General features: G+C 66.4%; 22 protein-coding genes and 1 riboswitch. Of the genes, 13 read left to right on the top strand and 9 right to left on the bottom strand.

Annotation, left to right across the window (positions count from 1 at the left end; all coding sequences use genetic code 11):
* Positions 1 to 167: 167 nt before the first annotated feature.
* The 6 genes from WG924_RS00110 to WG924_RS00085 all read left to right on the top strand — a co-directional run bounded on the left by WG924_RS00110 (position 168) and on the right by WG924_RS00085 (position 7,632).
* Complete coding sequence (locus WG924_RS00110; RefSeq protein ID WP_345930794.1) at positions 168 to 1,412, top strand: efflux RND transporter periplasmic adaptor subunit; 1,245 nt, start codon at positions 168 to 170, stop codon at positions 1,410 to 1,412.
* A 16-nt stretch (positions 1,413 to 1,428) separates the two neighbouring features.
* Positions 1,429 to 3,393 (top strand): MacB family efflux pump subunit, encoded by a 1,965-nt coding sequence (locus WG924_RS00105; protein ID WP_372045153.1) that lies wholly within the window; start codon positions 1,429 to 1,431, stop codon positions 3,391 to 3,393.
* Positions 3,394 to 3,407: 14 nt separating this feature from the next.
* Positions 3,408 to 4,817, top strand: coding sequence for an efflux transporter outer membrane subunit (locus tag WG924_RS00100; protein ID WP_345930793.1), 1,410 nt, complete (start codon positions 3,408 to 3,410; stop codon positions 4,815 to 4,817).
* 189 nt (positions 4,818 to 5,006) lie between these two features.
* Positions 5,007 to 5,351, top strand: coding sequence for a calcium-binding protein (locus WG924_RS00095; protein WP_345930792.1), 345 nt, complete (start codon positions 5,007 to 5,009; stop codon positions 5,349 to 5,351).
* A gap of 94 nt (positions 5,352 to 5,445) precedes the next feature.
* Entirely contained in the window at positions 5,446 to 5,577 is a 132-nt protein-coding gene (locus tag WG924_RS00090) for a hypothetical protein (protein ID WP_345930791.1), read from the top strand.
* A 117-nt stretch (positions 5,578 to 5,694) separates the two neighbouring features.
* A complete protein-coding gene (locus WG924_RS00085; RefSeq protein ID WP_345930790.1) occupies positions 5,695 to 7,632 on the top strand; it encodes a calcium-binding protein in 1,938 nt (645 codons plus the stop codon).
* Between the two features lie 16 nt (positions 7,633 to 7,648).
* Here the strand turns inward: WG924_RS00085 and WG924_RS00080 are convergent, their stop codons facing one another.
* Entirely contained in the window at positions 7,649 to 8,071 is a 423-nt protein-coding gene (locus WG924_RS00080) for a VOC family protein (RefSeq protein ID WP_345930789.1), read from the bottom strand.
* 183 nt (positions 8,072 to 8,254) lie between these two features.
* Between WG924_RS00080 and WG924_RS00075 the strand changes: the two genes are divergently transcribed.
* On the top strand, positions 8,255 to 8,902 hold the full coding sequence (locus WG924_RS00075; RefSeq protein WP_345930788.1) for a TetR/AcrR family transcriptional regulator: 648 nt from the start codon (positions 8,255 to 8,257) through the stop codon (positions 8,900 to 8,902).
* On the opposite strand, the gene WG924_RS00070 is transcribed toward WG924_RS00075, so the two are convergent.
* Positions 8,894 to 9,748, bottom strand: a complete 855-nt coding sequence (locus tag WG924_RS00070) for an alpha/beta hydrolase (RefSeq protein WP_345930787.1) — start codon at positions 9,746 to 9,748, stop codon at positions 8,894 to 8,896. The genes WG924_RS00075 and WG924_RS00070 overlap by 9 nt on opposite strands.
* Positions 9,749 to 9,897: 149 nt before the next feature.
* Here WG924_RS00070 and WG924_RS00065 point away from each other — a divergent pair, with 149 nt between their 5' ends.
* Complete coding sequence (locus WG924_RS00065) at positions 9,898 to 11,073, top strand: thiolase family protein (RefSeq protein ID WP_345930786.1); 1,176 nt, start codon at positions 9,898 to 9,900, stop codon at positions 11,071 to 11,073.
* On the opposite strand, the gene WG924_RS00060 is transcribed toward WG924_RS00065, so the two are convergent.
* The 4 genes from WG924_RS00060 to WG924_RS00045 form a co-directional block, all read right to left on the bottom strand.
* Positions 11,007 to 12,203 carry a ribonucleotide-diphosphate reductase subunit beta gene (locus WG924_RS00060; protein ID WP_345930785.1) on the bottom strand — a complete coding sequence of 399 codons (1,197 nt, stop codon included), beginning with the start codon at positions 12,201 to 12,203 and terminating at the stop codon, positions 11,007 to 11,009. The two genes, WG924_RS00065 and WG924_RS00060, sit on opposite strands and share 67 nt — an antisense overlap.
* A complete protein-coding gene (locus WG924_RS00055; protein WP_345931716.1) occupies positions 12,194 to 14,116 on the bottom strand; it encodes a ribonucleoside-diphosphate reductase subunit alpha in 1,923 nt (640 codons plus the stop codon). The genes WG924_RS00060 and WG924_RS00055 overlap by 10 nt, the downstream gene beginning before the upstream one ends.
* Before the next feature lie 134 nt (positions 14,117 to 14,250).
* Positions 14,251 to 14,477, bottom strand: a riboswitch (cobalamin riboswitch).
* Between the two features lie 43 nt (positions 14,478 to 14,520).
* Positions 14,521 to 16,314, bottom strand: coding sequence for an AMP-binding protein (locus WG924_RS00050; protein ID WP_345930784.1), 1,794 nt, complete (start codon positions 16,312 to 16,314; stop codon positions 14,521 to 14,523).
* A gap of 94 nt (positions 16,315 to 16,408) precedes the next feature.
* Positions 16,409 to 17,311, bottom strand: coding sequence for a crotonase/enoyl-CoA hydratase family protein (locus tag WG924_RS00045; protein WP_345930783.1), 903 nt, complete (start codon positions 17,309 to 17,311; stop codon positions 16,409 to 16,411).
* A 183-nt stretch (positions 17,312 to 17,494) separates the two neighbouring features.
* Here WG924_RS00045 and WG924_RS00040 point away from each other — a divergent pair, with 183 nt between their 5' ends.
* Together WG924_RS00040 and WG924_RS00035 are read left to right on the top strand one after the other, a co-directional pair.
* On the top strand, positions 17,495 to 18,136 hold the full coding sequence (locus WG924_RS00040; protein WP_345930782.1) for a TetR/AcrR family transcriptional regulator: 642 nt from the start codon (positions 17,495 to 17,497) through the stop codon (positions 18,134 to 18,136).
* Positions 18,137 to 18,231: 95 nt separating this feature from the next.
* Positions 18,232 to 18,978 carry a sulfite exporter TauE/SafE family protein gene (locus WG924_RS00035; protein ID WP_345930781.1) on the top strand — a complete coding sequence of 249 codons (747 nt, stop codon included), beginning with the start codon at positions 18,232 to 18,234 and terminating at the stop codon, positions 18,976 to 18,978.
* Here the strand turns inward: WG924_RS00035 and WG924_RS00030 are convergent.
* Entirely contained in the window at positions 18,959 to 19,882 is a 924-nt protein-coding gene (locus WG924_RS00030) for a phytanoyl-CoA dioxygenase family protein (RefSeq protein ID WP_345930780.1), read from the bottom strand. The two genes, WG924_RS00035 and WG924_RS00030, sit on opposite strands and share 20 nt — an antisense overlap.
* A gap of 83 nt (positions 19,883 to 19,965) precedes the next feature.
* Here WG924_RS00030 and WG924_RS00025 point away from each other — a divergent pair, with 83 nt between their 5' ends.
* Genes WG924_RS00025 through WG924_RS00015 form a run of 3 tightly spaced genes read left to right on the top strand, consistent with a single transcriptional unit; the run spans position 19,966 to position 21,850 of the window.
* Positions 19,966 to 20,445, top strand: a complete 480-nt coding sequence (locus tag WG924_RS00025; RefSeq protein WP_345930778.1) for an Lrp/AsnC family transcriptional regulator — start codon at positions 19,966 to 19,968, stop codon at positions 20,443 to 20,445.
* A gap of 27 nt (positions 20,446 to 20,472) precedes the next feature.
* Positions 20,473 to 21,213, top strand: a complete 741-nt coding sequence (locus WG924_RS00020) for an ArsR/SmtB family transcription factor (RefSeq protein ID WP_345930777.1) — start codon at positions 20,473 to 20,475, stop codon at positions 21,211 to 21,213.
* A complete protein-coding gene (locus WG924_RS00015; protein WP_345930776.1) occupies positions 21,179 to 21,850 on the top strand; it encodes a DUF4135 domain-containing protein in 672 nt (223 codons plus the stop codon). Before WG924_RS00020 ends, WG924_RS00015 begins: the two co-directional genes overlap by 35 nt.
* Positions 21,851 to 22,074: 224 nt before the next feature.
* On the opposite strand, the gene WG924_RS00010 is transcribed toward WG924_RS00015, so the two are convergent.
* Positions 22,075 to 23,337 carry an oxygenase MpaB family protein gene (locus WG924_RS00010; RefSeq protein ID WP_345930775.1) on the bottom strand — a complete coding sequence of 421 codons (1,263 nt, stop codon included), beginning with the start codon at positions 23,335 to 23,337 and terminating at the stop codon, positions 22,075 to 22,077.
* 115 nt (positions 23,338 to 23,452) lie between these two features.
* Positions 23,453 to 24,229: a ZIP family metal transporter gene (locus WG924_RS00005; RefSeq protein ID WP_345930774.1), complete on the bottom strand. Its 777-nt coding sequence runs from the start codon at positions 24,227 to 24,229 to the stop codon at positions 23,453 to 23,455.
* Positions 24,230 to 24,447: the final 218 nt, after the last annotated feature.

Genomic DNA, 24,447 nt, shown 5'->3' with positions numbered 1-24,447 from the left:
TCGCATCAGGCATCTCGGCGGCCACGATATACACGGGCAGCCGGCCGCGTCACCGAGCACGCGTCGGGTTTACGCAGGTTTTACGTATCAGATGCACAGCCATTACCCCACACCTCCCGGACTATGGGTATGCTGTGCCGCCGATCAATGAAGCGAGCGCGTTCAACGTGTCGACATCCTCCCCTGGTTCCAGACCGGTTTCACGGCGCCTGCGCGCCCTCCGTCTTCCGGTCATCCTGCTTCTCCTTGCCCTCGCCGGCTATGGCGCCTGGATCTATGCCTTCCCCGAGGCGCCCCCCGCCCCGCCGCCGACGGTGCAGGTCCGGGTCGCCGATCTTGAAGACACGGTTCTGGCCAATGGCACGCTGGAAGCCGCCAACCTGGTCAGCGTCGGTGCCCAGGCCTCCGGCCAGATCAAGACGCTGGCCGTGGATGTCGGCGATCAGGTCACCGAAGGCCAGTTGATCGCCGAGATCGACTCGCTGACCCAGCAGAACGCCCTGCGCAATGCCGAAGCCGCCCTTGCCAATGTCCGTGCCCAGCACGTCGCCAAGCGCGCATCGCTGAAACAGGCGGAACTGGCGCTGAAACGCGAACGCGCGCTGATGGCCGGCAATGCCGGCGCCCGCGCCGATCTTGAGGTTGCCGAGGCAACCGTCGCCACCACCCGCGCCGAGCTCGCGGCATTGGAAGCCCAGATCGCGCAGGCGGAAATCACCGTCGACACCGCCAAGGTCGATCTGGGTTATACCCGGATCACCGCGCCGATCACCGGCACCGTCGTGGCGGTGATCGTGAAGGAAGGCCAGACCGTCAATGCCAACCAGACCACACCGACCATCGTGAAACTGGCGCAGCTCGACACCATGACCGTCACCGCCGAGGTGTCGGAGGCCGATGTCGTGCGGGTCAAGCCGGGCCAGCCGGTCTATTTCACCATTCTGGGCGAGCCCGACAACCGCTATGAGGCGGAACTGCGCACGGTCTATCCCGCCCCTCCATCGATCGAGACCGAGACCAGCAGCAGTTCATCGTCCAGCAGCAGTTCATCATCATCCAGCAGCAGCACCGCGATTTATTACGACGCCTTGTTCGATGTGCCCAACCCCGACCATAAGCTGCGCATCTCGATGACCGCCCAGGTCTCGATCGTGATCAGCCGGGCGCCGGCTTCGCTGGTCATCCCGTCATCGGCGCTTGGCACCCCGGCCGCGGATGGCAGCTATAACGTCCAGGTGGTCGACAGCGATGGCGGCATCGCGCTGCGCCGGGTGACGATCGGCATCGACAACAACGTTCAGGCTCAGGTGCTGACCGGATTGGAGGCCGGCGAGCGGATCGTTGCCGCCAACACCGCGACCCTCGGCACCAACATGCAGATGCGCCAGCGGCGCGGACCGATGGGGTTCTAAGCCGGTGACCAATCTCATGCCCCAGGGCGGACGCGGCGCCACGGCCGATCCGCAACCCCTGCTCTCCATTCAGGGCCTGCGCCGGGAATTTCCGGCCGGTGACCGCATGGTCGCCGTGCTTCAGGATATCGACCTGACCATTCAGGCCGGCGAGATGGTGGCGATCATCGGCGCCTCGGGGTCGGGCAAATCGACCCTGATGAACATTCTGGGCTGCCTGGACCGGCCCAGCGCCGGCGCCTATCGCATCGCCGGTCGCGACACCCGCGAGCTTGAGGCCGACGATCTGGCCGAACTGCGCCGCGAGCATTTCGGCTTCATCTTCCAGCGCTATCACCTGCTGTCGACCCTGACCGCGCTCGACAATGTCGAGATCCCGGCGGTCTATGCCGGCCGCGACCGCCGGTCGCGCCGCGAACGGGCGGCAGACCTGTTGACCCGGCTGGGGCTGGCCGATCGCATGAACCACAGGCCCGGCCAGTTGTCGGGCGGCCAGCAGCAGCGGGTCAGTGTCGCCCGCGCGCTGATGAATGGCGGCCGCGTGATCCTGGCCGACGAGCCCACCGGCGCGCTCGACAGCCGCAGCGGCGAAGAGATGCTGAAGCTGCTGGGCGAGTTGCACGAGCAGGGCCACACCATCATCATCGTCACCCACGATCCCAAGGTTGCCGCGGTGGCCGACCGGGTGATCGAGATCAGCGACGGCCGGATCATCGCCGATACCCGCAAGCCCGACCTTCCCCCGGCAACCGCGCGGCCGCTGCCGGCGGCGCAGCCGAAGGGGCTGGGCCTCGGGCGCCATGTCGAAGCCTTCCGCATGGCGGTCAGGGCGATGATCGCGCACAAGCTGCGCACCTTCCTGACCATGCTGGGCATCATCATCGGCATCGCCTCGGTGGTGTCGGTTGTGGCGCTGGGGGCCGGGTCGCAGCAGCAGATTCTGGAAAGCATCTCGTCGATCGGCACCAACACCATCGACGTCATGCCGGGGGAGAGCTTCGGCGACACCCGTGCCGGCCGTGTGCGGACATTGGTGCCATCCGATGCCGAGGCCCTGGCCGGCCAGCCCTATGTCGACAGCGTGACGCCGCAGGTGTCGAGCAGCGCCACGCTGCGCTATCGCAATATCTCGATCACCGCCCAGGTGGTGGGGGTGGGGCCGCAGTTCTTCCGGGTGCGCGGCCACACCATGGCCGCCGGTCAGCCCTTCGACGATGCCAGCATCGAACGCCGCAGCCAGGAGGTGGTGATCGACAGCAACACCCGCGATCAGTTGTTCCCCCATGGCGGCGATCCCGTCGGGCAGGTCATCTTTCTGGGCGACGTGCCGGCGCGGATCATCGGGGTCACCGAGCCGCAGGAAAATTCCTTCGGCGGCTCGGACTCGCTGAATGTCTGGATCCCCTATACCACGGCGATGAGCCGGGTGCTGGGCCAGTCCTGGCTGCAACGGATCACCGTGCGGGTGGCCGACGACTATGCAACCGACGTGGCCGAGCGCAACATCCAGGCCCTGCTGACCCGTCGCCACGGCGTCCGCGACTTCTTCATGATGAACACCGACACCATCCGCCAGACCATCGAGAGCACCACCCAGACCATGACCCTGCTGGTCTCGATGATCGCGCTGATTTCGCTGATCGTCGGCGGTATCGGGGTGATGAACATCATGCTGGTCTCGGTGACCGAACGGACCCGCGAGATCGGCGTGCGCATGGCGGTGGGCGCGCGCCAGGGCGACATCCTGCTGCAATTCCTGATCGAGGCCGTGCTGGTCTGCCTGCTGGGCGGCGCGCTGGGTGTGGGTCTGGCATACGGGATCGGCGTCATCCTGGCCGGCAGCGGTGTCTCGATGGTCTATTCCACCACCTCGATCATCGCCGCTTTCGCCTGTTCCACCCTGATCGGCGTCGCCTTCGGCTTTCTGCCGGCACGCAGCGCCGCACGCCTCGACCCGGTCGACGCGCTGGCGCGGGAATGACCATGGACAGAAACATGACCACGCTGCGCTTTCGCCCGCTTCTCGCGGTGCTGCTCGCCACCACGCTTGCCGGCTGCGGCGGGCTGATCGACACCGATTATGCCCGCCCCGCCGTCACCGTGCCGACGCACTGGACGCAGGGCCAGCCGGCCACCGGCGTCGCCCCCACGATCGATGCCGCCGCAGTCGGCGCCGATGGCTGGTGGCGGGTCTTCGACGATCCGGCGCTCGATGCCCTGGTCACTCAGGCGCTGGCCCGCAACAACGACCTTGCCGCCGCGGCGATCCGCGTGCGCCGGGCACAGTTGCAGGCAGGTCTGGCCGAGGACGATCTTCTGCCGCAATTCGGCTCCAGCAGCTCGGTCGCGCGCGACCGGCGGCTCGGCACCGACACCAGCGCCACCAGCTATTCGACCGACCTCACCGTCTCCTATGAACTCGACCTCTGGGGCCGCCTGGGCCGCACCTTCGACGCCGCACGGTTCGAGGCGCTGGCAACCGAACAGGACCGCGAGGCAACCGCGCTCACCCTCACCGGCACCACCGCCGATCTCTACTGGACCCATGTCTATCTGACCCAGCGTCTGGCGCTGGCCGATGCCAGCCTCGCCTATGCCCGCCGCATCGCCGACATCGTCGACGTGCGCTATCGCGCCGGTGCCGTGTCGGAACTGGATGTCTATGAAGCCCGCCAGACCATCGAGAGCCAGGAAGCGGCACGGCTGCTGATCCTCCAGCAGCAGGTCGAAACCGACAACGCCCTGTCGATTCTGTTTGATGGCCCGCCGGCGCCGGTCGATCTGGCCCGCGACCGGCTGCCAGACGACGCCCTGCCCGCGATTCCGGCCGGACTGCCGGCCGCGGTGCTGGCCCGCCGGCCCGATATCAAGGCCGCCGAACTGCGGCTGCGCAGCAACCTTGCCGATATCGACGCCACCCGCGCCAGCTATCTGCCGACCCTGTCGCTGACCGGCAGTGTCGGCGGCAGCAGCGTCGCCCTGCGCGACCTGCTGGCCAATCCGGTGGCCAGTCTGGGCCTGGGCCTCGCTCTGCCGTTCCTGAACTGGAACGAACGCGATCTCAACATCCGGGTGTCCGAGGCGGTCTTCGAGGAATCGGTCACCAATTTCCGCCAGACCCTGTATGCGGCCTTCGCCGACACGGAAAATGCACTCTCGTCACGCGAACAGCGTGCCGCGCGCGCCGTCCGCCTTCAGGCGGCTCTCGATGCCGCGCGTGCGGCGGAAGCGATCTATGAAACCCGCTATCGCACCGGCGCCGTAACGCTTCAGGTCTGGCTGGATGCCCAGGAAACCCGCCGCACAGCCGAACTCAACCTGCTTGAGAACCGGCTTGAGGAACTGCGCGCGATGATCACGCTGTATCAGGCGCTGGGCGGGTCGGCCGTGCCAACCACACCATAGCCTCAGATCGTATTTTTAAAGTCAAATACAATCAGGTTCCTTTATGATCAATTGGCCTCACTATCAGTCGAATGATGCGCATGCTCGCCTTCGACCACCCGCTCTTTCGCCCGTCAGATACGTGGCGAAGATGTGCTCTATTGTGATGGTCGACGAAATCGAGCGAGGTATTCTGGAACGACGAATCAGATGGGCGGCAATGGTGTCGATGAGCTTTTCGGCACGACAGGGAGCGACGTCATATGGGGTCTGGCCGGTGACGACAAACTCTTTGGCGGCAAAGGCAATGACACCCGGGAGGGCGGCAGCGGGAGAGACGTGGTTGACGCTGGCGCCGGCGATGACGTCATCCCGATCGCTGCCGCCGCTCAGTCTTCGTTGACGATCATCGGCGGCGGCGGCACCGACACCGTGCAATTGGTCGGCGGCGTTGTGTTCGACAGTTTTTCGATGACCGCCACAAGTGACGTAGAACTCCTGGATGTTACAAGTTCGGTATTGACGGCGCCGATATTGCCGATGATTTCGTTCTGATCGGCCTGAGCAGATATGGCGGCGACAAAATCGATCCAGTCGGCTTCAGCGGGCAGTCTCCTTTATCGGTGCATCCGGCTTCACTGGCGCTGTCATGCAGATTCACGCGATCGCCAGCGGTTCAGGTCTGCTGGTCGACGGCGATGTCAACGGAGACCGTACGGCTGACGTGGCCATCCTGATCGCAGGCGTAGACAGACTGACAGCCGCCGACTTTATTCTGTGATCAGCGTCTGCCCCTTTATCCTGCCTATGCTGAAGGACGGCAGTTGCTCTGCCCTGCCGGCTCCCGCAGGATGCGGAGCGGGCGCCTGAGCCCGATCCGATGAGATGGCGGCAGACGATGGCAACCCTTCGCGGCACATCCGGAAACGACAACCTGACCGGCACCTCCACGGCCGACAGCATCTTCGGCTATGCCGGCGATGACGTGCTGACCGGCGGTGGCGGCAATGACGTGCTCTATGGCGGTGCGGGCGATGACGTTTTCGCGGTGTCGGGGCTGATCGGTTTCAACAGCTTCCGCGGCGATGCCGGCGTTGACACCATCCGCGTCATCGGTGGCACCACCACCGCCACCTTCATTGTATCCACGGCAGCCAAGGTCGAGGTGCTGGCCTTCACCGGCAGCGATCTGACCGGAACGGCGGGCGCCGATCGCTTCGATATCAGCGGGATTTCCACGATCATCGCGGGCCGCATGATCTGGCTGAACGATGGTGACGACCGCTTCCTGGGATCGTCGGCTACCGATCAGGTTCATGGCGGATTGGGGGATGATGACCTTGACGGCGGCGGAGGTGATGACGTCATCGAGGGTGCGCAGGGCCATGATCGCCTGAGCGGAGGGGCCGGCAATGATCGCTTCATCCTGCGCGGTGATATTGGTATCGACACTATTCAGGGCGATGGCGGAACAGACCGGCTGGTCTTCACCGGCGGTGCCCAGACCAGCCGCTTCACGGTCACTGCCGCATCCTCGGTCGAGATCATGCGCTTCGACGGTGGGCGTCTCGACGGCACCAGTGGTATGGACACCTTCGACATCAGCGGCATCTCGACTTATGAAAACCGGCAGATTATCCGGCTTGTTGGCGGCGACGATGTTTTTATCGGCAGCAGGGCCGGCGATTTCGTCGAGGGCGGTGATGGCGATGACGTGCTGTCCGGCGGCGGTGGCAACGATCTGCTGGCCGGTGATGGCGGCAACGACATCATGGATGGTGGCAGCGGCAACGATGTCTTCCGGGTGGCAGACTGGTTCGGTGCCGATACCTATCGCGGCGGCAGCGGCACCGATACCATCCAGTTCACCGGCGGCGCGATCACCGCATCCTTCACGGCCGATGCTGCAAGCGAGGTCGAGGTGCTGCGCTTCGTCGGCCATGACCTGATCGGCACCGACGGCGACGATGAGTTCGATCTGAGCGGTATCATCACCATCCTGAATGGCCGGACCATCTGGCTGAACGATGGTGATGACAGTTTTATCGGCGCGCGCACCTCCGACGACATTCATGGCGGTGACGGCAACGACCGGCTGTACACGGGAACCGGCAACGACGTCATCGAGGGTGGCAACGGCAATGACGACCTCGATGGCGGCAGCGGCAATGACATCTTCCGAGTCCAGGGCGATTTCGGCATCGATACCATCCAGGGTGGCAGCGGTCAGGACAGCTTGCAGATTGTCGCAGCCGCCGGCACAAGCCGGCTGATGCTCAACACCGCCGCATCGGTCGAACAACTCGCCTTCGCCGACCAGGATCTGATCGGTACCGATGGCAATGATCTGTTCGATCTGAGCGGTGTTGCGACGATCACCGGTGGGCGGACGATCTGGCTGAACGCCGGCACCGACGTCTTCATCGGCAGCCGGGATGCGGATGATGTCCATGGCGGCACAGGTGATGACGCGCTCAAGGGTGGCACGGGTGCCGACATCCTGAATGGCGGCTCCGGCAGCGATCGGTTCATCTATCAGGCGATAGCCGACAGCACTCTGGCTGCCGGCGGCCGTGATCGCATCGATGGCTTTTCGCGTGTCGACGGTGACCGCATCGACCTCTCATTGATCGATGCCGACACCGGTCTTGCCGGTCACCAGCGTTTGACCTTTGTTGGTGCCGGCGGATATTCCAGCCACACGGGCGAGGTCCGCATTGCCGCCATCAGCACCGGCCTGATGATCTACGCCGATGTGAATGGCGACAATCGTACCGATATGAGCATCCTCGTAACCGGGATCTCAACTCTTCAGGCCGGCGACTTCATTTTGTGAGCGCAACGGCCCGTGCTCAGCATACCCCGGCACCATAGGCCGCATCATATTCCGCCGCATGCGGAATGACCTTGATCATGTCGATCAGGGTTCCAGCCGGGTCGCGCAGGATGAAATGACGCTGGCCGAAAGCCTCGTCGCGGATCGGCAGCAGGATTGCCACATCCGGCAGCGCCTGAAGCCTGGACCACTCGGCATCGACGTCCTCAACCTCGATATTGACCAGCACGCCACCCACCGGCCGGCCATATCCGGCGGGGACGGTCTGGTGGCTGTGATCCAGCACCGCGATATTCACCCCCGGATCGGTGCTGTGGCTGAGATGCACATACCAGTCGGCCTGGAACACCACGTGAAATCCCAGATGGGTCTGCCAGAAGGCAGCCGTCTCGGCCACGCGATCGGTCATGATCACCGGATAGCAGCTCTCGATCTTCATGATGCGTCTTGTCCCCCGGATGGCGGTGGTTTGCAGGGCCACATCCTCATTAAATATACAGGCAGCCTGTTTGTAAATATGTGGATTGCGGACACCAGCCGTCGGGCTTAGCGTGACAGTGCACGGAATGGGCAGCGGGCCGTTGAGCCGCGCGGGATCGGGGCCAGGCGAGGACACGGAGACATGACCGAATACGGCGATGATAGCGACGAGGATGGCGCTGCCGGCACGCGGCCGAGGCGCAGTAATCAGCAGCGGTCGGCCGATACCCGGCAGGCGCTGATCGGCGCCGCGCGCGCGCTGTTTGCCGTTCATGGCTATGCCGCCACCGGCACGCCCGAAATTCTGGCCCGCGCCGGCGTCAGCCGCGGCGCGCTGTATCACCAGTTCACCGACAAGGCGGCGCTGTTTCAGGCCGTGCTGGAAGATGCGCAGGCCGATATCGTGGCCGCGATCGACCGGGCAGCCCATGCCGCCCCCGATGCCCTGCACGCGCTGCGGGCCGGATCGCGCGCCTTCGTCACCACCGCGACCCGGCCCGACATCCGCCAGATCGTGCTGATCGACGGGCCGGCGGTGCTGGGTTGGAAAACCTGGCGCAAGGTCGATGCCGCCCACGGGCTGGGCACCCTGATTCTGGGACTGAATGCCCTGGCCGACGAGGGCCGGTTGCGCCCGGGCCTGTCGGTGCAGGCCCTGGCGCTGATGCTGTCGGGCGCCTTGAACGAAGCCGCCCTCGGCCTTGCCGCCGCCGATGGTGGCGTCACCGGGCCGGCTGTGACCATGGCGATCGATGCCCTGATCGATGGCATCGTGCTCCCGTCACTCTGATCCGGCGACAAAATCCACGGCAGCCGTGATCACCGCGGGTTCGGCCAGGATGCGGCCATGGCCCAACCCGTCATGTTCGATCATCCGCGCGCCAGCCCAGGCGGCGGCAGAGGCGCGCCCGGCCTCGATCGGCACCACGCGGTCATCGGTGGAATGGAAGAACAGAGCCGGCTGACGAAGCTCGCGCGCCTGGCGCAGCAGGTTCATGGCATGAAGCTCGGTGCCAAGAGCCAGCAATTCGGCCTCGAACACCGCCCATTCCATCGCATCATAGCCGAAGCGTGCCGCCACGGCCCGGGCCTCGTCGAGATAGCGGACCGGCGACGACACCAGCGCCACCCGTGCGACATCCGCACCGTCCAGCAATGCCACGGCGGTGGCGGCACAGCCGATCGAATGGGCGATGATGCCCTGCACCGGCCCGGCATGACGCGCCGCATGGGCCACTGTCGCCGCCACCGCCACCGCCAATTGCGGAATGGTCGCGGTGCTGCCACCCGATCCGCCATGGGCCGGCAGATCGGGGGCGAAAACCGTGTAGCCTTTGGCCCGCAACGGTGCCACGAAGCCCGCCATATCGGCGTGGCTGCCTTCCCAGCCATGGACCAGCACCGCGCTCGATCCGGTGGCCGCCGCGCCATCGGCCGGTGCCCATTGGCGGATCAGCATGCCGGTGCCCGCCACATCGATCTCGGTCAGGCTGTCGGGCATCGGCATCTGCCGCGCCGGACGTGCCCGGCGGCGGTCCGGGGTGATGAGCGCGTGCGCCAACTGGCGCGGGGTCGGGCGCCGGGCCGGCGTCGCGGAGGCATTGGGGTCTGCCAGGGTTGCGGGCTGGGTGGACATCGGCACGGGCGCCTCTTCTGATGGTCATTGACGTTATATATGATATTGATCATATAATCGGCCATGGCAACCACAAATGACGCATGCCGATGCGGCACCGCCCCTTCCTTGACGCCCCCCTCCCCTGACGCAAAGGACAGGTCTTCCCCATGACCAGCACCGTCATCGCCGGCTATGTCCGCACGCCGTTTCACTTTGCCCGCAAGGGGGCCCTGGCCGGGACCCGGCCGGATGATCTGGCCGCAACCGCCATCCGGGCGCTGATCGACCGCGCGCGGCTCGATCCGGCGCTGATCGAGGATGTGATCATGGGCTGCGCCTATCCTGAAGCCGAGCAGGGCGCCAACATCGCCCGCCTCGCCCTGCTGCTGGCCGGCCTGCCGCAATCGATCGGCGGCATGACCGTGAACCGGTTCTGCGGATCGTCGATGTCGGCCGTCCATATCGCCCATGGCCAGATCGCGACCGGTGCCGGCGAAGCCTTTATCTGCGCCGGGGTGGAATCGATGAGCCGCGTGCCCCAGGGCGGCTTCAATCACAGCCCCAATCCGCGCTTCCGCAGCCCGGCTCGGCCTGATACCAGCCTGCCCGATGCCGATCTGATGATCGACGCCCATATCACCATGGGTGAGACGGCGGAGAATGTCGCGGCGCAGTATCGTGTTCCCCGCGCCGAGCAGGAGAAGCTGGCGCTCGCCTCGCAACGGAAGGCCGCCGCCGCCCGCGCCGAAGGCCGGCTGGCCGACGAGATCGTGCCGGTGGCCACGCCTGATGGCGTGGTCGTCGACAGCGATGGCTGCCTCAGACCTCAGACGACGCTGGAGGCTCTGGCCGGATTGAAGCCTGCCTTCCGGCCCGACGGCACCGTCACCGCCGGCACCGCGTCGCCGCTGACCGACGGTGCCGCCGCCGTGCTGGTGACGTCGGAAGCCTTCGCCATCCGCCACAGCCTGCCGATCCTGGCGCGGGTGCGCGCCACCGCCATTGTCGGCTGCCCGCCGGAAATCATGGGCATCGGGCCGGTGCCGGCCACACGCAAGGCACTTGCCCGCGCGGGCCTGACCATCGCCGATATCGACGTGGTCGAAATCAACGAGGCCTTCGGCAGTCAGGCGCTGGCCTGCATCCGCGCGCTTGAGATCCCCGAGGCGATCGTGAACATCGATGGCGGCGCCATCGCCATCGGCCATCCGCTGGGCGCCACCGGCGCCCGCATCACCGGCAAGGCCGCGCAACTGCTGAAGCGCACCGGCGGTCGCTATGCCCTCGCCACCCAGTGCATCGGCGGCGGCCAGGGCATCGCGACCATTCTTGAAGCCGTCTGATCAGGCGCGTTCAGCGTCAGGTTGCCGAGCGGTGTTCTGCGGTCGAACTGCGCCCAGACACCGGCCGTGCCATCCCAGTCGCCCCGGCTGGCGGCCTTGGAATATTCGGTCGCGCGCTGCTCGAAGAAATTGGCGTGCTCAACGCCGTTCAGGATTTCGACCAGCCAGGGCAACGGATGCGGCACCAGCGGTCGTGCGCCATCCTCGACGTCGGAATAACAGCCATGAACCGGCCGCAGGCCAAGCTGGGTCAGCCGCCAGTCCGCGATATAGCGGATATAGGCTTTGATATCGGCCGGCGTCATGCCGCCCACCGGCCCCAGTTCGAAGGCCAGATCGATGAACCGGTCTTCCAGCGACACCATGGTGCGGGCCACGTCGGTGATGTCGTCGCGCACCGATGCGGTCACGGCGCCGGTCTCGCGATGCCATTCATGAAACAGGCGGATGATGCCGGCGCAATGCAGGCTTTCATCGCGCACCGACCAGCTCACGATCTGGCCCATGCCGTTCATCTTGTTGTGGCGGGGAAAATTCAGCAGCATCGCGAAGCTGGCGAACAGGGCCATGCCTTCGGTGAAGGCGCCGAACATCGCCAGCGTCCGCGCCACATCCGCAACCGTGCCGGTGCCGAAGCTGTGCATGTAATCGGCCTTGGCGCGCATGTCGCCATAGCCGCGGAAGGCCTCGAACTCGGCCTGGGGCATGCCCAAGGTCTTCAACAGCAGGGCATAGGCGTCGATATGCACGGTTTCCATGTTCGAGAACGCCGCCATCATCATCTGGATCTCTAGCGGCTGGAACAGCGGGATATAGCGTTTCAGATAGTTGTCGCCGACCTCGATATCCGACTGGGTGAAGAAGCGGAAGATCTGGGTGAGCAACTGGCGTTCGGCATCGCTGACCCGGTCGGAATGCCAATCCTTGATATCCCCGCCAAGCGGCACTTCCTCCCCCATCCAATGGGTTTGCTGCTGGCGCTTCCAGAAGCCATAGGCCCAAGGGTAGCGGTCGACGTCATAGCTGCCGGTCGTGGTCAGCAACCCGACACGGCCGGTACCGACCAGGGTCATCGGATCGAGGTTGCCCGCGATGAGACCGACATCCGCCGCCGTCATCCTCACTGACATGCAAGGCATTCCTCATAATCGGTCGGCGTGGCGGATGCCGCAGAGCTCGGTGCCGTGTCCGGCCCCGTATTCACCAAGGTGTCGGTGTCACCCGCGAAGCCCGCACGCTGCAACGACCGCGACCGGCAGTAATACAGGCTCTTCACCCCCCGCTCCCAGGCGGTCCAGTGCAGCATATGCAGATCCCATTTATCGATATCGGCCGGCAGATACAGGTTCAGTGACTGGCTCTGGCAGATGAATGGCGCGCGATCGGCGGCGAAATCGATGATCCAGCGCTGGTCGATCTCGAAGGCGGTGCGGAACACGGCCTTTTCATCGGCGGTCAGCGCGGCCAGATGCTGCACCGATCCTTCATGGCCAAGGATGGACTGCCAGACCGCCGGCCTATCCAGCCCCTTGGCGACCAGCAGCCGGACAAGATGCGGGTTGCGTACCGATATCGCGCCCGACAGGGTCTTGTGGGTGTAGATATTGGCCGGGATCGGCTCGATGCAGGCGCTGGTGCCACCACAGATGATGCTGATGGATGCCGTGGGCGCGATGGCGAGCTTGTGGCTGAACCGCGCCTGCGTGCCGGCTTCCGCCGCATCGGGACAGGGGCCGCGCTCACCGGCCAGAAACACCGATGCCCGGTCGGCCTCCCGCCGCAGCTTGCGGAAGATGGCGAGATTCCACGCCTTGGCCATGGCGCTTTCGAACGGGATACCCCGCGCCTGAAGAAAGGCGTGAAAGCCCATCACGCCCAGCCCGACCGAGCGTTCGCGCATCGCCGAATAGCGCGCCCGGGCCATGCTGTCGGGCGCGGTCTCGATGAAGCTGGTCAGCACATTGTCGAGGAAGCGCATCACATCCTCGATAAAGCCCGGCGCCTCGTTCCACGCATCCCAGGTCTCGATGTTCAACGAGGCAAGACAGCAGACCGCGGTGCGCTCCTGGTCGTGATGGTCAAGGCCGGTGGGCAGGGTGATCTCGCTGCACAGGTTCGAGGTCGACACGCCCAGCCCCAGCATCCGCTGGTGGCGCGGCAGCGCCCGGTTGACGGTATCGATGAACAACAGATAGGGCTCGCCGGTCTGAAGCCGGGTTTCAAGAATGCGCTGCCACAGCCGGCGGGCATCCACCCGCCGGATCTCGCTGCCGTCACGGGGGCTGCGCAGCGCGACGTCATCCCCGGCCTTCACTGCCGCCATGAAGTCGTCGGTGATATTGACCCCATGATGCAGGTTCAGGCCCTTGCGATTGAAATCGCCCGACGCCTTGCGGATCTCCAGGAATTCCTCGATCTCGGGATGATGAATGTCCAGATAGACCGCCGCCGATCCGCGGCGCAGCGACCCTTGCGAAATCGCCAGGGTCAGGCCGTCCATGACATGAATGAACGGAATGATGCCCGAAGTCTCGCCACAGCCCTTCACGGTTTCGCCGATCGACCGGACCTGACCCCAATAGGTGCCGATGCCGCCGCCATTCGAGGCCAGCGCCACATTCTCGTTCCAGGTCCGGACGATACCGTCCAGGCTGTCGGGCACGGCGTTCAGGAAGCACGAAATCGGCAAGCCCCGCGCGGTGCCGCCATTGGACAGGATGGGTGTCGCCGGCATGAACCACAGCCGTGACATCGCATCATAGATCCGCTGGGCATGGCCGATATCGTCGCCATAGGCACAGGCAACCCGCGCGAACAGATCCTGATACCGTTCCCCCGGCATCAGATAGCGGTCGCGCAAGGTCGCCTTGCCGAAATCGGTCAACAGGGCATCGCGGCCATGATCGATGACAAGGTCCGAGGCGCGTGGCGCCGGTGCCAGCGGGGCCGGCAGCGGCGCATGCCGTATCCGGCCGGCCCCGACCGGCGCGGTAACGGGAACCAGATGACCATGACGGTCGAAATCGAAGGCCGGCGATGACATGGTGCTCACCCATCTGCCCTGGCGGACCGGTTCCGGGTGAACGCAGGGCGATGAAGGCCCCTGCGACGGTCCGGAACACCCGGACAAAGGCATGACCTGCCGCCTGCGCCCGCCGGGACTCCCCGCCCAGGGACGTTTCAACAGGTTCGCGGCAGGTCTCCTGGCTCGCGGGTCGCCGCTGCCACACAGGCCTTCCCGGCATGTTGCCATGCCAGTGACACCAGATCGTGTGGCCGCTCGCCGCCTACAGTTGCGGGGACAGCTTCGGCCTTGGCGGGCGCAATTGTAACGCCCGCCGCACCGAATTCCCTCTTAGCCCCATATATAGTGGATACAGGGAACCGAGAACGCTGCATCTTGTACAGATCCCCGGCCCGTCGTCAAGCCTGCCATCCGGCCTGCGCTTATCCGGCAAGGCCGAGGCCCAGCCGGGCCAGCACGGCCTCGATCGCCCGCCATCGGTCGGGCGTCACCTCGCCGCCGATCGTGATGCGCTTTGCCGCCGGATCCTCGCAAGCGACCACCAGCCCGTCGCCGGTGTCGCCGAGGGCCGCCCGCACCCGATGTTCGGCCGCAAGCTGACGCAGGCGGAAGCGTGCGATCTTGCCAAGCGGGGTCAAGGGCAGGTCGGGCAGCACGAAGACATGGCGCGGCCGCGCCGGCGGCTCGGCGATGTGCGCGGCCATGAAGGCCGCGATGTCGTCTTCGGTGCAGGTCATGCCGGCGCGCGGCATCACATACAGCACCGGCAGTTCTCCGGCATAATCGTCGGGCATGGCAACCGCCGCCGCCTGGGCGACCGCCGGATGGGCATGCGCGACCTCCTCGATCGCCACGGGATCGATATTGTGGCCACTGCGGATGATCACGTCCTTGGCCCGGCCGATGATCCGGAGCTCGCCCGAAGGCAGCACCTCGCCCAGATCACCCGATCGCAGCCAGCCATCCTGCGGACGATCGACGGTACCGGCAGCGGTGCGATAGCCCTGAAAGACATGTGGACCCGACACCAGAACCTCGCCGCGCGCACCGGGGAGACAGGCCGCGTCGACCGCGCCCAGCGCCACGCGTGCCAGCGGCACCGGCGGGCCCACGGCATGATCGTGAAACCGGCCGTCAGCCGGCTGGACCGACACGATCCCGCCGGTCTCGGTCATGCCATAAAGCTGACAGACCGGGCGGGCCGCGATCTTTTCCACCCGTGCCGCCAGTTCGGGCGCCAGCGGCGAACCGCCGGTCAGGATGGCCCGCAGCCGGTCGAGGCGCGCGGATCCGCGCGGGCTGTCGGCGATGGCTGCCAGAATGGTCGGCACACTGCCGATCATGCTGGTGGCGGTCTCGTCGACGATCTGCCAGAATCGCCCGACCACCGCCGGGTTGCGCAAGGCGGTGGCGGTTGGAAAAATCACCGTGGCGCCTTGCGACAGCGCCGCCAGCAGCACATCCACCGCGCCGCCGACATGAAACAGCGGCAGGCCGGTGAGCACGCGATCCTCGGCGGCCATGCCACTGCCGGCCGCCGCCATCAGCGTCGCCGCTGCCAGATTGCGGGCCGACAACTGCGCCAGCCGCGGCGCACCGGTCGTGCCACCGGTGTGAATGAAGGCCGCCACCCGGTCGGGATCATCCGGATCGACCGCCCCATCCGCACCGGTACCCCCGTCCGCACCGGTACCAACGAAGTCGGCCCAGGTAACAGCCCCCGGCCTGGCGGCGCCCATCGGCACCTCGACCACCGTGGTCACCATCGGCACCGACGCCACCGCCGCCATTACCCGGGCATGCACATCCAGCGCCGGATGCGGCCCCATGGTCACCACCACCCGAACCCGCGCCAGGGTCATCTGGGCCGTCAGTGCCTCGGCCGACAGCAGCAGGTTCATCGGAAAGGCGATACCGGCCGCCGTGGCGGCGATCAGCGCCGTCACGGCCTGCGGCACGAAAGGCAGCAGGATGGCGATACCGTCCTCCGGCCCGACGCCCGCGGCGCGCAAGGCCGCGGTCATCTGCCGGATCTCGCGGACCAGGGCCGCATAGCTGGTCGTGATCGGGGGCGATCCGGCGGCATCCGGCAGATAATCCAGCGCCGGGTGATCCGGACGCTCTGCCGCGATCTGTGCCAGCAGATCATATGGTGTGGGTGTCGCGTCGAGGCGCGCGCGCAGCGCCGCCTCACGCCCGTCTGTGCCGGTCGGCATGGGCCGTATCTCCCTCCCTTTGGGGACGTGTATTCGTTTTATTATTCTTGTCGTTGGCGCCCGTTATCCGGCCGGGCGCCGGCCGTGCGCGGCCTCAGCCGTCGCCGTGGCCGCCCATCTCGCGGATCAGGGCCCGCGCCTCGTCGCCCTCGGGGATCGGCCGGCCGCTATCGCGCCAGGCAACCGCCGCCTTGAAGCCCTCGGCCTGGGCATAGCGGCGGAACCACAGGCCTTCGGGGTTGTGGCGGGTGATGCCGTCGAACACCGTCGCCATCATCTGCGACTGTTCCAGGCCCTGGGTCAGCATCACCTGATTGACCACCATCTTGTGCATGGCCAGATGCCCGCGCGGCACGCCGGCGATACGCCCGGCAAGCCGCAGGGTCGCCGCCTCCAGCTCCGCCGCCGGCACCGCCTCATTGGCCAGCCCCCAGGCGGCGGCGGTGCGGCCGTCGATCAGGTCACCGGTGAACATCATCTGCTTGGCCCGCGCCGGGCCCAGGCGATAGGTCCACATCGCCGTGGTCGGGCAACCCCAGACGCGGGTCGGCATATAGCCGATGCGGGCATCCTCGGCCATGATCAGCAGGTCGCAACACAGCGCGATATCGCTGCCCCCGGCCGCCGCCGCGCCATGAACCTTGGCGATGGTCGGCTTCGAACACCGCCACAGGCTCATGAAATCCTCGGTATTCCGCTTCATATAGGCGTAGTCGACCATCGGATCCCATGGAAAGCGCTCCTGCTGACAGGGATGCTCGACCATCTGTTCGGCGGTATCGGCAAGGTCATAGCCGCCGCAGAACCCCTTGCCCGCGCCCTCGACCACGATCACGTGAATATCATCCTGCGCCTCGGCCCACGCGACGGCGGCCCGGATATCGCGCGGGGTCTGATCGGTGATCGCGTTCAGCCGCTCAGGTCGGTTCAACAGCAGGCGGGCGATGCGCGGGGCCTTGGGGTCGGGCGCGATGATCAGTGTTTCGAATGCAGGCATGTCGGGCTCCATATCCGGGGCAGGCGGCTGGTACTATCTCACAGTCAAGTCTGACTGTATGGCGATGGAAATTGACAGTCAATCCTGACTGTCAGGCCACAAAGCCACCCACCTGTTGAAATGTCACCGCAGGCATGGTTGCAATCGCGGCACCTCACCGCCCGGCCCGGAGATCCACCCGCCATGACCGATGCCCACACAGCCGCCCAGAACGATGACCGGCCGATCCGGGAACAACAGCGTGATCAGACCCGCCGGCGCCTGCTCGACGCGGCCGTGACATCGCTGATCGAGCTTGGCGTGGCGCGCACGACCACCCTTGAGGTGCAGCGCCGCGCAGGTGCCAGCCGCGGCGCCCTGCTCCACCATTTTCCCAGCCATGCCGCGCTGCTCTCGGCAACCATCGAGGAACTGGTGCGCCGCAACGATGCGGCGGTGCGGGATGCGCGGTCATCGCCGGCTGTCGGAACCGGACCGGTGGAACGGGCCATCCGCACCCTGGCGGCAATGAGTGCGCAACCGGCCTTCATGGCCGAACTGGAGTTGTGGGCCGCGGCCCGCACCGTTCCGGATCTGCGCTCGGCGATCCAGGCGGCGGAACGGCAGGCGCGTGGCGCCCGCGAGCGGGTGCTCGCCGATCTGTTCAAACCGCTGGGTGACGCGCCCCAGCGTGATGCCGTCGTCGCGATGAGTGTCGAGTTTCTCCGCGGCCTCGCTCTGTCTAGCCTGCTCTCCGCCCGCCCGGATTATTACGAGCGGATGGTGACGCAATGGGTGCGGGCGGCGGAATTGCTGCTGGATGCGCCATCCCGGCCAGCCGACTGACCGGCCCGTCGACAACAGTTCGGCCACCGCCGAAGCATGCGGCCATGCGGACAGGCTAGGATCAGGGTCATCATGCCACTGCGCGGATGCCGCCGATGATGCCTCCAGATCTCGACCCCACGACCCTCGCCGCGATTGCCGGCGCTTTCCTGCTCGCCGGCACGGTCAAGGGCGTGGTCGGCTTCGGCATGCCCACCGTGTCGCTGGCGGTGCTGGCCGGCATCGTCGGGCTGCCGCAGGCCATGGCGCTGCTGCTGGTGCCGTCTCTGGTCACCAACGTTCAGCAGGCGCTGACCGGCGGCCAGTTCCGGCCGCTGATCCGGCGGCTCGGGCCGCTGCTGCTGGTCACCATCCCCTCTATCTGGCTGGGCGTGTGGTGCCTCTCGGTCAGCGACGCCGCCGGGCTCGCCCGGTTGCTGGGGCTGGTGGTCACAGCCTATGGCGTCAGCGGTCTGGCCGGGCTGGCGCTCAAGGCGCCGGCACGGATCGAGCCATGGGCATCACCGCTGATCGGTGCCGTCAACGGTCTGCTCACCGGACTGACCGGCTCTTTCGTGGTGCCGGGCGTCGCCTGGCTTCAGGCGCTGGGGCTCGATCGTATCGGCCTGGTTCAGGCCATGGGTATGCTGTTCAGCGTCTCGACCCTGGCGCTGGCCGTGGCCATGGGCAGCCGGTCGCTGCTGCCGGCCGAACTGGGGCTGGTCTCGGCCCTGGCTGTGGTTCCGGCGGTGGCGGGCATGGCGCTGGGCATGCGTCTGCGCCGGTACCTGCCGGAACGCCATTTCCGCCGGGTGTTCTTCGGAGCTCTGGTGCTTCTGGGGCTCAGGCTGATGCTGTCATAGCCGCCGCGTCGTCAGGCAGCCGACGCTGTCCGGTCCGGCAATATCCCTCGATCCAGGCTGTCCGATGGCCGGTTTGCGACCACAGCACAGGAAAGAAGCTCTCATCCAGCGTCGGATCGCCGGTACGCTGATAGCGACGATAGATATAGCCACCGGGCCGGTCGCTGAATTCCACCGCGTCGGGCAGCATATGGATGCCGATCGACCGGCGCATCAGATCGCCGGTCGGATTGGGGCCCGATCCATGCCAGATCTCGCCGGCATGAAACACCACCGATCCGGCCGGCACGACGATCGGCACCGGCGCCGGCGGCGTGATGCCGGCCGCATCCGCCGCCGCACGCATCATCGCGTGATGGTCGTCCTCGGCATGGAAGGTGTCGGGCAAGGGCGTCAGCGGCCACAGATGCGAGCCCGGCACATATTCCAGCGTGCCGGCACCGGCATGGGTGTCGTCGAGCGTCACCCAGCAGGTCAGCGTCCGGGGCGGACTCAGGAAATCCATGAACGACGAATCCTGATGCAGCGCGATCGACTTGGTCTTCGGCGCCTTCCACCAGATGGTGTCCTGGCCCAGCCGGCAGCCCGGCCATCCCCCCAACTGCGCCGCCGCGCGGCCGATATCGGCCGACAGCGCCAGCCGGGCCACCGCCAGATCGGCCTTCCAGGCATTGGCCATGTGGCGGGTGATATCGGGCAGGCTCATGCCCTCGCGCCAATGCCACTCATCGGGATAGACGCCGGTATCGAACCGGCCGGCGAACAGCTTCGGGAAGCTGTCGCGCAGATCCGCCACCTGATCGGCCGACAGCACCCGCTCGACGATCAGAAATCCGTCCCGGCGGAAATCCGCCACCGCCTCCGCATCGATATGGCGAAGCCGGGGCAGGTCGAAACTGTCCATACGCCGTTCCTTATCTGGAAGAAATCTCTCCATGCAGCATAATCTTCAGATGGCCCGTCCTTCCATCGAACGGATTACGAAATATGAGCCCTCCGCCGCCTCTCGACCGAACGGATATCGAGATTTTGCGCCTGTTGCAGAACGATGCCCGGATGTCGATGAAGGAGATCGCGGCCTGCGTCGATCTGGCGCCGTCATCGGTGCACAGCCGCATCCGGCATCTGCGCGACATCGGGGTGCTGCGCGGCGCCCATGCCGATGTCGATCCGCGCGCCATGGGTGTGGGGATCGAGGCGCTGTTCATGATCGGCCTGTCCAAGCACGAACGCGGCACCGTCGATCACATCCTCGACGATCTGGTCGCGGTGCCGGAAGTCCGATCGGTATTCCTGGTCACCGGCCGTTATGATCTGGTCGTGCATGTGGTGGTGCGCGACACGATGCATCTGAAGGATCTGGCGCTCGACCGGTTCACCAGCCGGCCGGGGGTCACCCGCATCGAGACGTCGATCATCTTCGATGCGCGCCGGCGCCATGATCTGCCGTCCTTCACCGACGACTGATCGGCCATATCAAGGGGGCTCCTGCCCATGACCACAAACGTCGCACCGCCGGGCAACATCGCATCGGGCCAGATCATCGCCGAGGTCGCGGCTCTGATCGGCGACGTCGCCCGCGCCAACATTCTGGCCGCACTGATGGATGGCCGCGCGCTCACCGCGGGCGAGCTTGCGGTCCATGCCGGCGTCACGCCGCAGACCACCAGCGGTCATCTGGGCAAACTGGACCGGGCGGGTCTGCTGGTCTGCCTGCGCCAGGGACGCCACCGCTATTACCGGCTGGCCTCCCCTGCCGTCGCCGAGGTGATCGAGGCGCTGATGGCCGTCGCCGCCGCCGGCCCGGTCCGCCACCGGCCGGTCGGTCCGCGCGACGATGCCCTGCGTGCCGCCCGCAGTTGTTACGATCACATCGCCGGCCGGCTGGGCGTGGGGCTGGCGGACGCGCTGGATGCCGGCGGGCTGGTTCAGGTCAGCGACGGCTCCGGTGCGCTCACCGACCGGGGCCGGATGTTCTTCGACCAGATCGGCCTGCCGCTGGACGATACCACCAGCCGCCGCCCCCTCTGCCGCACCTGTCTGGACTGGAGCGAACGCCGCCATCATCTGGGCGGGCGGATCGGAACCGCCCTGCTGACCCATGCCCTGGACCACGGCTGGCTGCGGCGCAGCGTCGAAGGCCGCATGCTGACCGTCACACCGGCTGGCCGGCTCGATTTCGCCCGCGTCTTCGGCGTTGATGACGCGGCACTCCACCCGCCACAGCGTCCCTGAACAAGCCATCATCCACCTGCCCTGCGCTTGGGGCTTCCGGACAAGGTGGCCTGATCGACACGATTGCCGGCACCGCCGCCCACGCCGTCGACCACCGCCACGGCAGCTTGCCTCGTGGCGCGCTGGCAGCGGCACGCGCCGGCCTGACCGGTCATCCGGCCCGACGGAGCACCGAGTTGGCCGCACCCCCGCTGTTCGACGTCGCGATGGCGTGACCCGCTCGATCCGCGATCATGTCGCCGCCTTTGTCGACAGCTATCGATTGGCCATGGAAACCGTATGGGCGCATCGTGACGCCTTTACGGCGCCGGGCGGTCCACTCGCAGCCTTCGATGGCAGCCTCTGTCGGCTGGTGGCGCTGCCGACGGAATCCTATCGTGGCCTGCTGGTGCGGATGGCCGAACCCGATCTGATCGCCGACCCGGCAGCCATTGACCGGCAGGCAGCGCGGATCGATCGCCCGGCGCCGACAGGGTTCGCGGCGGATGACTGGGCGCGCCTGCGCAGGGCAGAACGCGACGCCCTCGACCGCCGCGACGTGCAGGCATTCCTGTACCGCATCGATGGCCACCAGCTCACGAGGCCGACGGCCGCCCGATCGGCCGGCTTGGTGGCCACCCGCCGCTGGATCTCGTGACCGCGTCTGCGCGGGCATTGTCGCCGGTGGGGATCGCGCGCGACTGTGCAAAGCTGCGGCAGGTGTTCGACCCTCCGCCATCACCGCTCCGCGATGGCGGGCCGGTCTCCATCGAGCGTCTGGCCGATCATCTGGCGGCAACGGCTTTGCGGCGGCTGGCGGCCGATCCAGACGCTGGTCCGCTTCACCAGTGGCTGCTACTGCATCTTCACCAAACAGGCCGGTCAGCCCGGCCCACCCTTCTCTGTATGAAGCCCGCCCTTCTCCGTATAAAGCCGGTCCTTCTCGGCATGCAGGTGGGCGGCGATGCGATAGTCGATGCCTTCCTGGCCATAGAACGACACCTCCAGCATCTGCTGGAACTGCGCCGCCCGGCTGCACCGTTCCAATGCCGGCGACATCCGCCACAGCATCTGGTCGAAACGGTTCTTCATGCGCACGGCGCCCAGATAGCCGACACGACCCCGCGGCGGATAGCCCAGCGCATCGGCACGCGCATCGCCGATCAATCCGCGTGACACGCCATAGATCTTGCGCACCAGCTTGCGGCGCGCCCGTGGCTCGGTGATGCCGGCAACGATGGGGGCGGAATTGATCAGGCCATTGGCAAGAATCTGCGACTCGAAATCCGGCGGCGGCTCACACGTGCCACCAATCTCGCACAGGCGCAGCGCGCCGGCCTCATCCTCGAACAGCAGATCGGGTGCAACGCCCATCAGGTGGCCGGCATAGCGCCAGACCATCATGAATGATCGGCGTTCTTCCTCGGTCAGCGCGACCCCGAGCATGCCCACCCGCTTCAACAGCAGCCCCGAAAACACCGCCGTCGCATAGGCGATATGAGCCGAACTCAACGGCGTGCCCCACGCTGCCCTGTCCCATTCTTCCGAAACGTTCAGCAACTGGCGGATGCGGGCGTGCATCAGCCGGATGCGCACCGACAGCGCCCAACCGTCGCCATCACGCTCCAGGCCACCGGGCAGAAAGATTTCCACCACATGCCGGTTGTTCTGCTTCAGCCGCCTGACGCCCTGATCCACCATACGGCCGGTGATGCTGAAGGACTTGCTGATCAGGGTTGAAAATCCCTCGATCAGCACGGCCGCCACGAACGCCCCCAGAAACATCTGGGAATGGCGGTGAAACGCCCGGCAGCCGGGCAGCGTGGCACCAGCGTCGAACCAGGCCGGCACCGCCTCGCTGGTCGCGAAGAAGTCCCGCAACACCTCGGGGGCATCGACAAGACCCGCGGCCCCTGTCTCGATGCCGCGTCGGATCATGGCCTGCCCCTGATCGGGCGGCAGCGTCGACAAGAGGGCGATGACCTGATCGGCCAGGGGATCACCGATCATGGTATGCGCGACATAGCGCTGCGCCAAACCCTCATCAATGCGACAGGCAGCCACGAAGCCCGCCCGATAGTCGCTCGGAACGCCCTCCGGCTGCGTCGCCGCCAATGCGTCCGCCGCCACCTCACCGACCATCATGCGTCATCCCACTTCTCCGACGGAGGTATTCGCGGCCGGCCGGTTCGCAGCAGACCCCTCTGTTGTCCAACCGTGCCTTGCCGAACCGGGCAAGGCAAGCCATGAACGTCGGTTGTCATTCGCCCAGCCGCGACAGGATGAAGGCGATCAGAAATCCCGAGGCCGCGATCAGGCCGGAATACTCATGAGCCTGGTCCGTGGCTTCAGGGATCATGGTATCCACCAGCATCGCAAGGATGGCACCGGCGGCAATCGCCGTCACACCGGCCATCACCGACGGCGCTGCGCCAGCCAAGGCCAGGTTGCCGACGACCGCGGCGGCACCGGACGCCAGAGCGATGCCGCCCCAGACGCCGAAGATGTAAGCGGCGGAGCGTCCCGCGGCCTTCATGCCGGCCGCACTCGACAGCCCTTCCGGAATGTTCGACAGAAATACAGCCGCCACGGTGACCAGGCTCACCCCTGGCCCATCCAGCAGACTGATCCCAATCACCACCGATTCCGGCACACCGTCCAGCAATGCCCCGACCGCAATCGCCATTGCCGCGCCACCTGCCGCATCGGATTGACGCGCCGCCGGATTGGTTCCTGAGCGCTTGCGATGCCGGCCACCCCGACGCGAAATCACCACATTCGCGGCCGTATAGGCAACCGCTCCCGCCACGAAACCCAATGCCGTGGGCATTGCGCCGCCCTGACGGAACGCATCATCCATCAGATCGAACGCGACTGCCGAGATCAACACCCCCGACCCCGCCGCCATCACCGCTGCAACCAGCCGCTGCGGCAGCGATGTCGCATAGGCAACAACCGCACCCATCACCAGAGCCGATCCGCCCAGCAAGCCCCAGAAACCGGCCGTCAAGGCACCGGCGATCAATGCATCGGGCATAAGAGGTGGGCTCCGCTGGGCCTTTGTGGGGGGAAAGCTCTGGAAAGACGGAAGCGGCGAGGGGGCCGTGGGCCCCCTCGGACCCCCCTGCCCTTTGTGGGCGTGGCGGGGCTGTGGATGGCGGGGCGGATGGCGGGCCGCGTGTGGGGCTGTGGTGGGGCTTTCGGTGCCCCCTGCCCTGCTCCGGCCCCCCAGACCATGCCTGCCCCGCAGCCCCC

Origin of the sequence: Tistrella arctica (genome assembly GCF_039630945.1) — a bacterium.
GTDB classification, from domain to species: Bacteria; Pseudomonadota; Alphaproteobacteria; order Tistrellales; family Tistrellaceae; genus Tistrella; species Tistrella bauzanensis.
This window is presented reverse-complemented; position numbering and strand designations above follow the sequence as displayed.

Excerpts from the sequence above, each read along its gene's own strand:
- WG924_RS00105 (WP_372045153.1), top strand. The coding sequence starts at position 1,429 with ATGCCCCAGGGCGGACGCGGCGCCACGGCCGATCCGCAACCCCTGCTC.
- WG924_RS00100 (WP_345930793.1), top strand. The coding sequence starts at position 3,408 with ATGACCACGCTGCGCTTTCGCCCGCTTCTCGCGGTGCTGCTCGCCACC.
- WG924_RS00095 (WP_345930792.1), top strand. The coding sequence starts at position 5,007 with ATGGGCGGCAATGGTGTCGATGAGCTTTTCGGCACGACAGGGAGCGAC.
- WG924_RS00090 (WP_345930791.1), top strand. The coding sequence starts at position 5,446 with ATGCAGATTCACGCGATCGCCAGCGGTTCAGGTCTGCTGGTCGACGGC.
- WG924_RS00085 (WP_345930790.1), top strand. The coding sequence starts at position 5,695 with ATGGCAACCCTTCGCGGCACATCCGGAAACGACAACCTGACCGGCACC.
- WG924_RS00080 (WP_345930789.1), bottom strand. The coding sequence starts at position 8,071 with ATGAAGATCGAGAGCTGCTATCCGGTGATCATGACCGATCGCGTGGCC.
- WG924_RS00075 (WP_345930788.1), top strand. The coding sequence starts at position 8,255 with ATGACCGAATACGGCGATGATAGCGACGAGGATGGCGCTGCCGGCACG.
- WG924_RS00070 (WP_345930787.1), bottom strand. The coding sequence starts at position 9,748 with ATGTCCACCCAGCCCGCAACCCTGGCAGACCCCAATGCCTCCGCGACG.
- WG924_RS00065 (WP_345930786.1), top strand. The coding sequence starts at position 9,898 with ATGACCAGCACCGTCATCGCCGGCTATGTCCGCACGCCGTTTCACTTT.
- WG924_RS00060 (WP_345930785.1), bottom strand. The coding sequence starts at position 12,203 with ATGTCAGTGAGGATGACGGCGGCGGATGTCGGTCTCATCGCGGGCAAC.
- WG924_RS00055 (WP_345931716.1), bottom strand. The coding sequence starts at position 14,116 with ATGTCATCGCCGGCCTTCGATTTCGACCGTCATGGTCATCTGGTTCCC.
- WG924_RS00050 (WP_345930784.1), bottom strand. The coding sequence starts at position 16,314 with ATGCCGACCGGCACAGACGGGCGTGAGGCGGCGCTGCGCGCGCGCCTC.
- WG924_RS00045 (WP_345930783.1), bottom strand. The coding sequence starts at position 17,311 with ATGCCTGCATTCGAAACACTGATCATCGCGCCCGACCCCAAGGCCCCG.
- WG924_RS00040 (WP_345930782.1), top strand. The coding sequence starts at position 17,495 with ATGACCGATGCCCACACAGCCGCCCAGAACGATGACCGGCCGATCCGG.
- WG924_RS00035 (WP_345930781.1), top strand. The coding sequence starts at position 18,232 with ATGATGCCTCCAGATCTCGACCCCACGACCCTCGCCGCGATTGCCGGC.
- WG924_RS00030 (WP_345930780.1), bottom strand. The coding sequence starts at position 19,882 with ATGGACAGTTTCGACCTGCCCCGGCTTCGCCATATCGATGCGGAGGCG.
- WG924_RS00025 (WP_345930778.1), top strand. The coding sequence starts at position 19,966 with ATGAGCCCTCCGCCGCCTCTCGACCGAACGGATATCGAGATTTTGCGC.
- WG924_RS00020 (WP_345930777.1), top strand. The coding sequence starts at position 20,473 with ATGACCACAAACGTCGCACCGCCGGGCAACATCGCATCGGGCCAGATC.
- WG924_RS00015 (WP_345930776.1), top strand. The coding sequence starts at position 21,179 with ATGACGCGGCACTCCACCCGCCACAGCGTCCCTGAACAAGCCATCATC.
- WG924_RS00010 (WP_345930775.1), bottom strand. The coding sequence starts at position 23,337 with ATGATGGTCGGTGAGGTGGCGGCGGACGCATTGGCGGCGACGCAGCCG.
- WG924_RS00005 (WP_345930774.1), bottom strand. The coding sequence starts at position 24,229 with ATGCCCGATGCATTGATCGCCGGTGCCTTGACGGCCGGTTTCTGGGGC.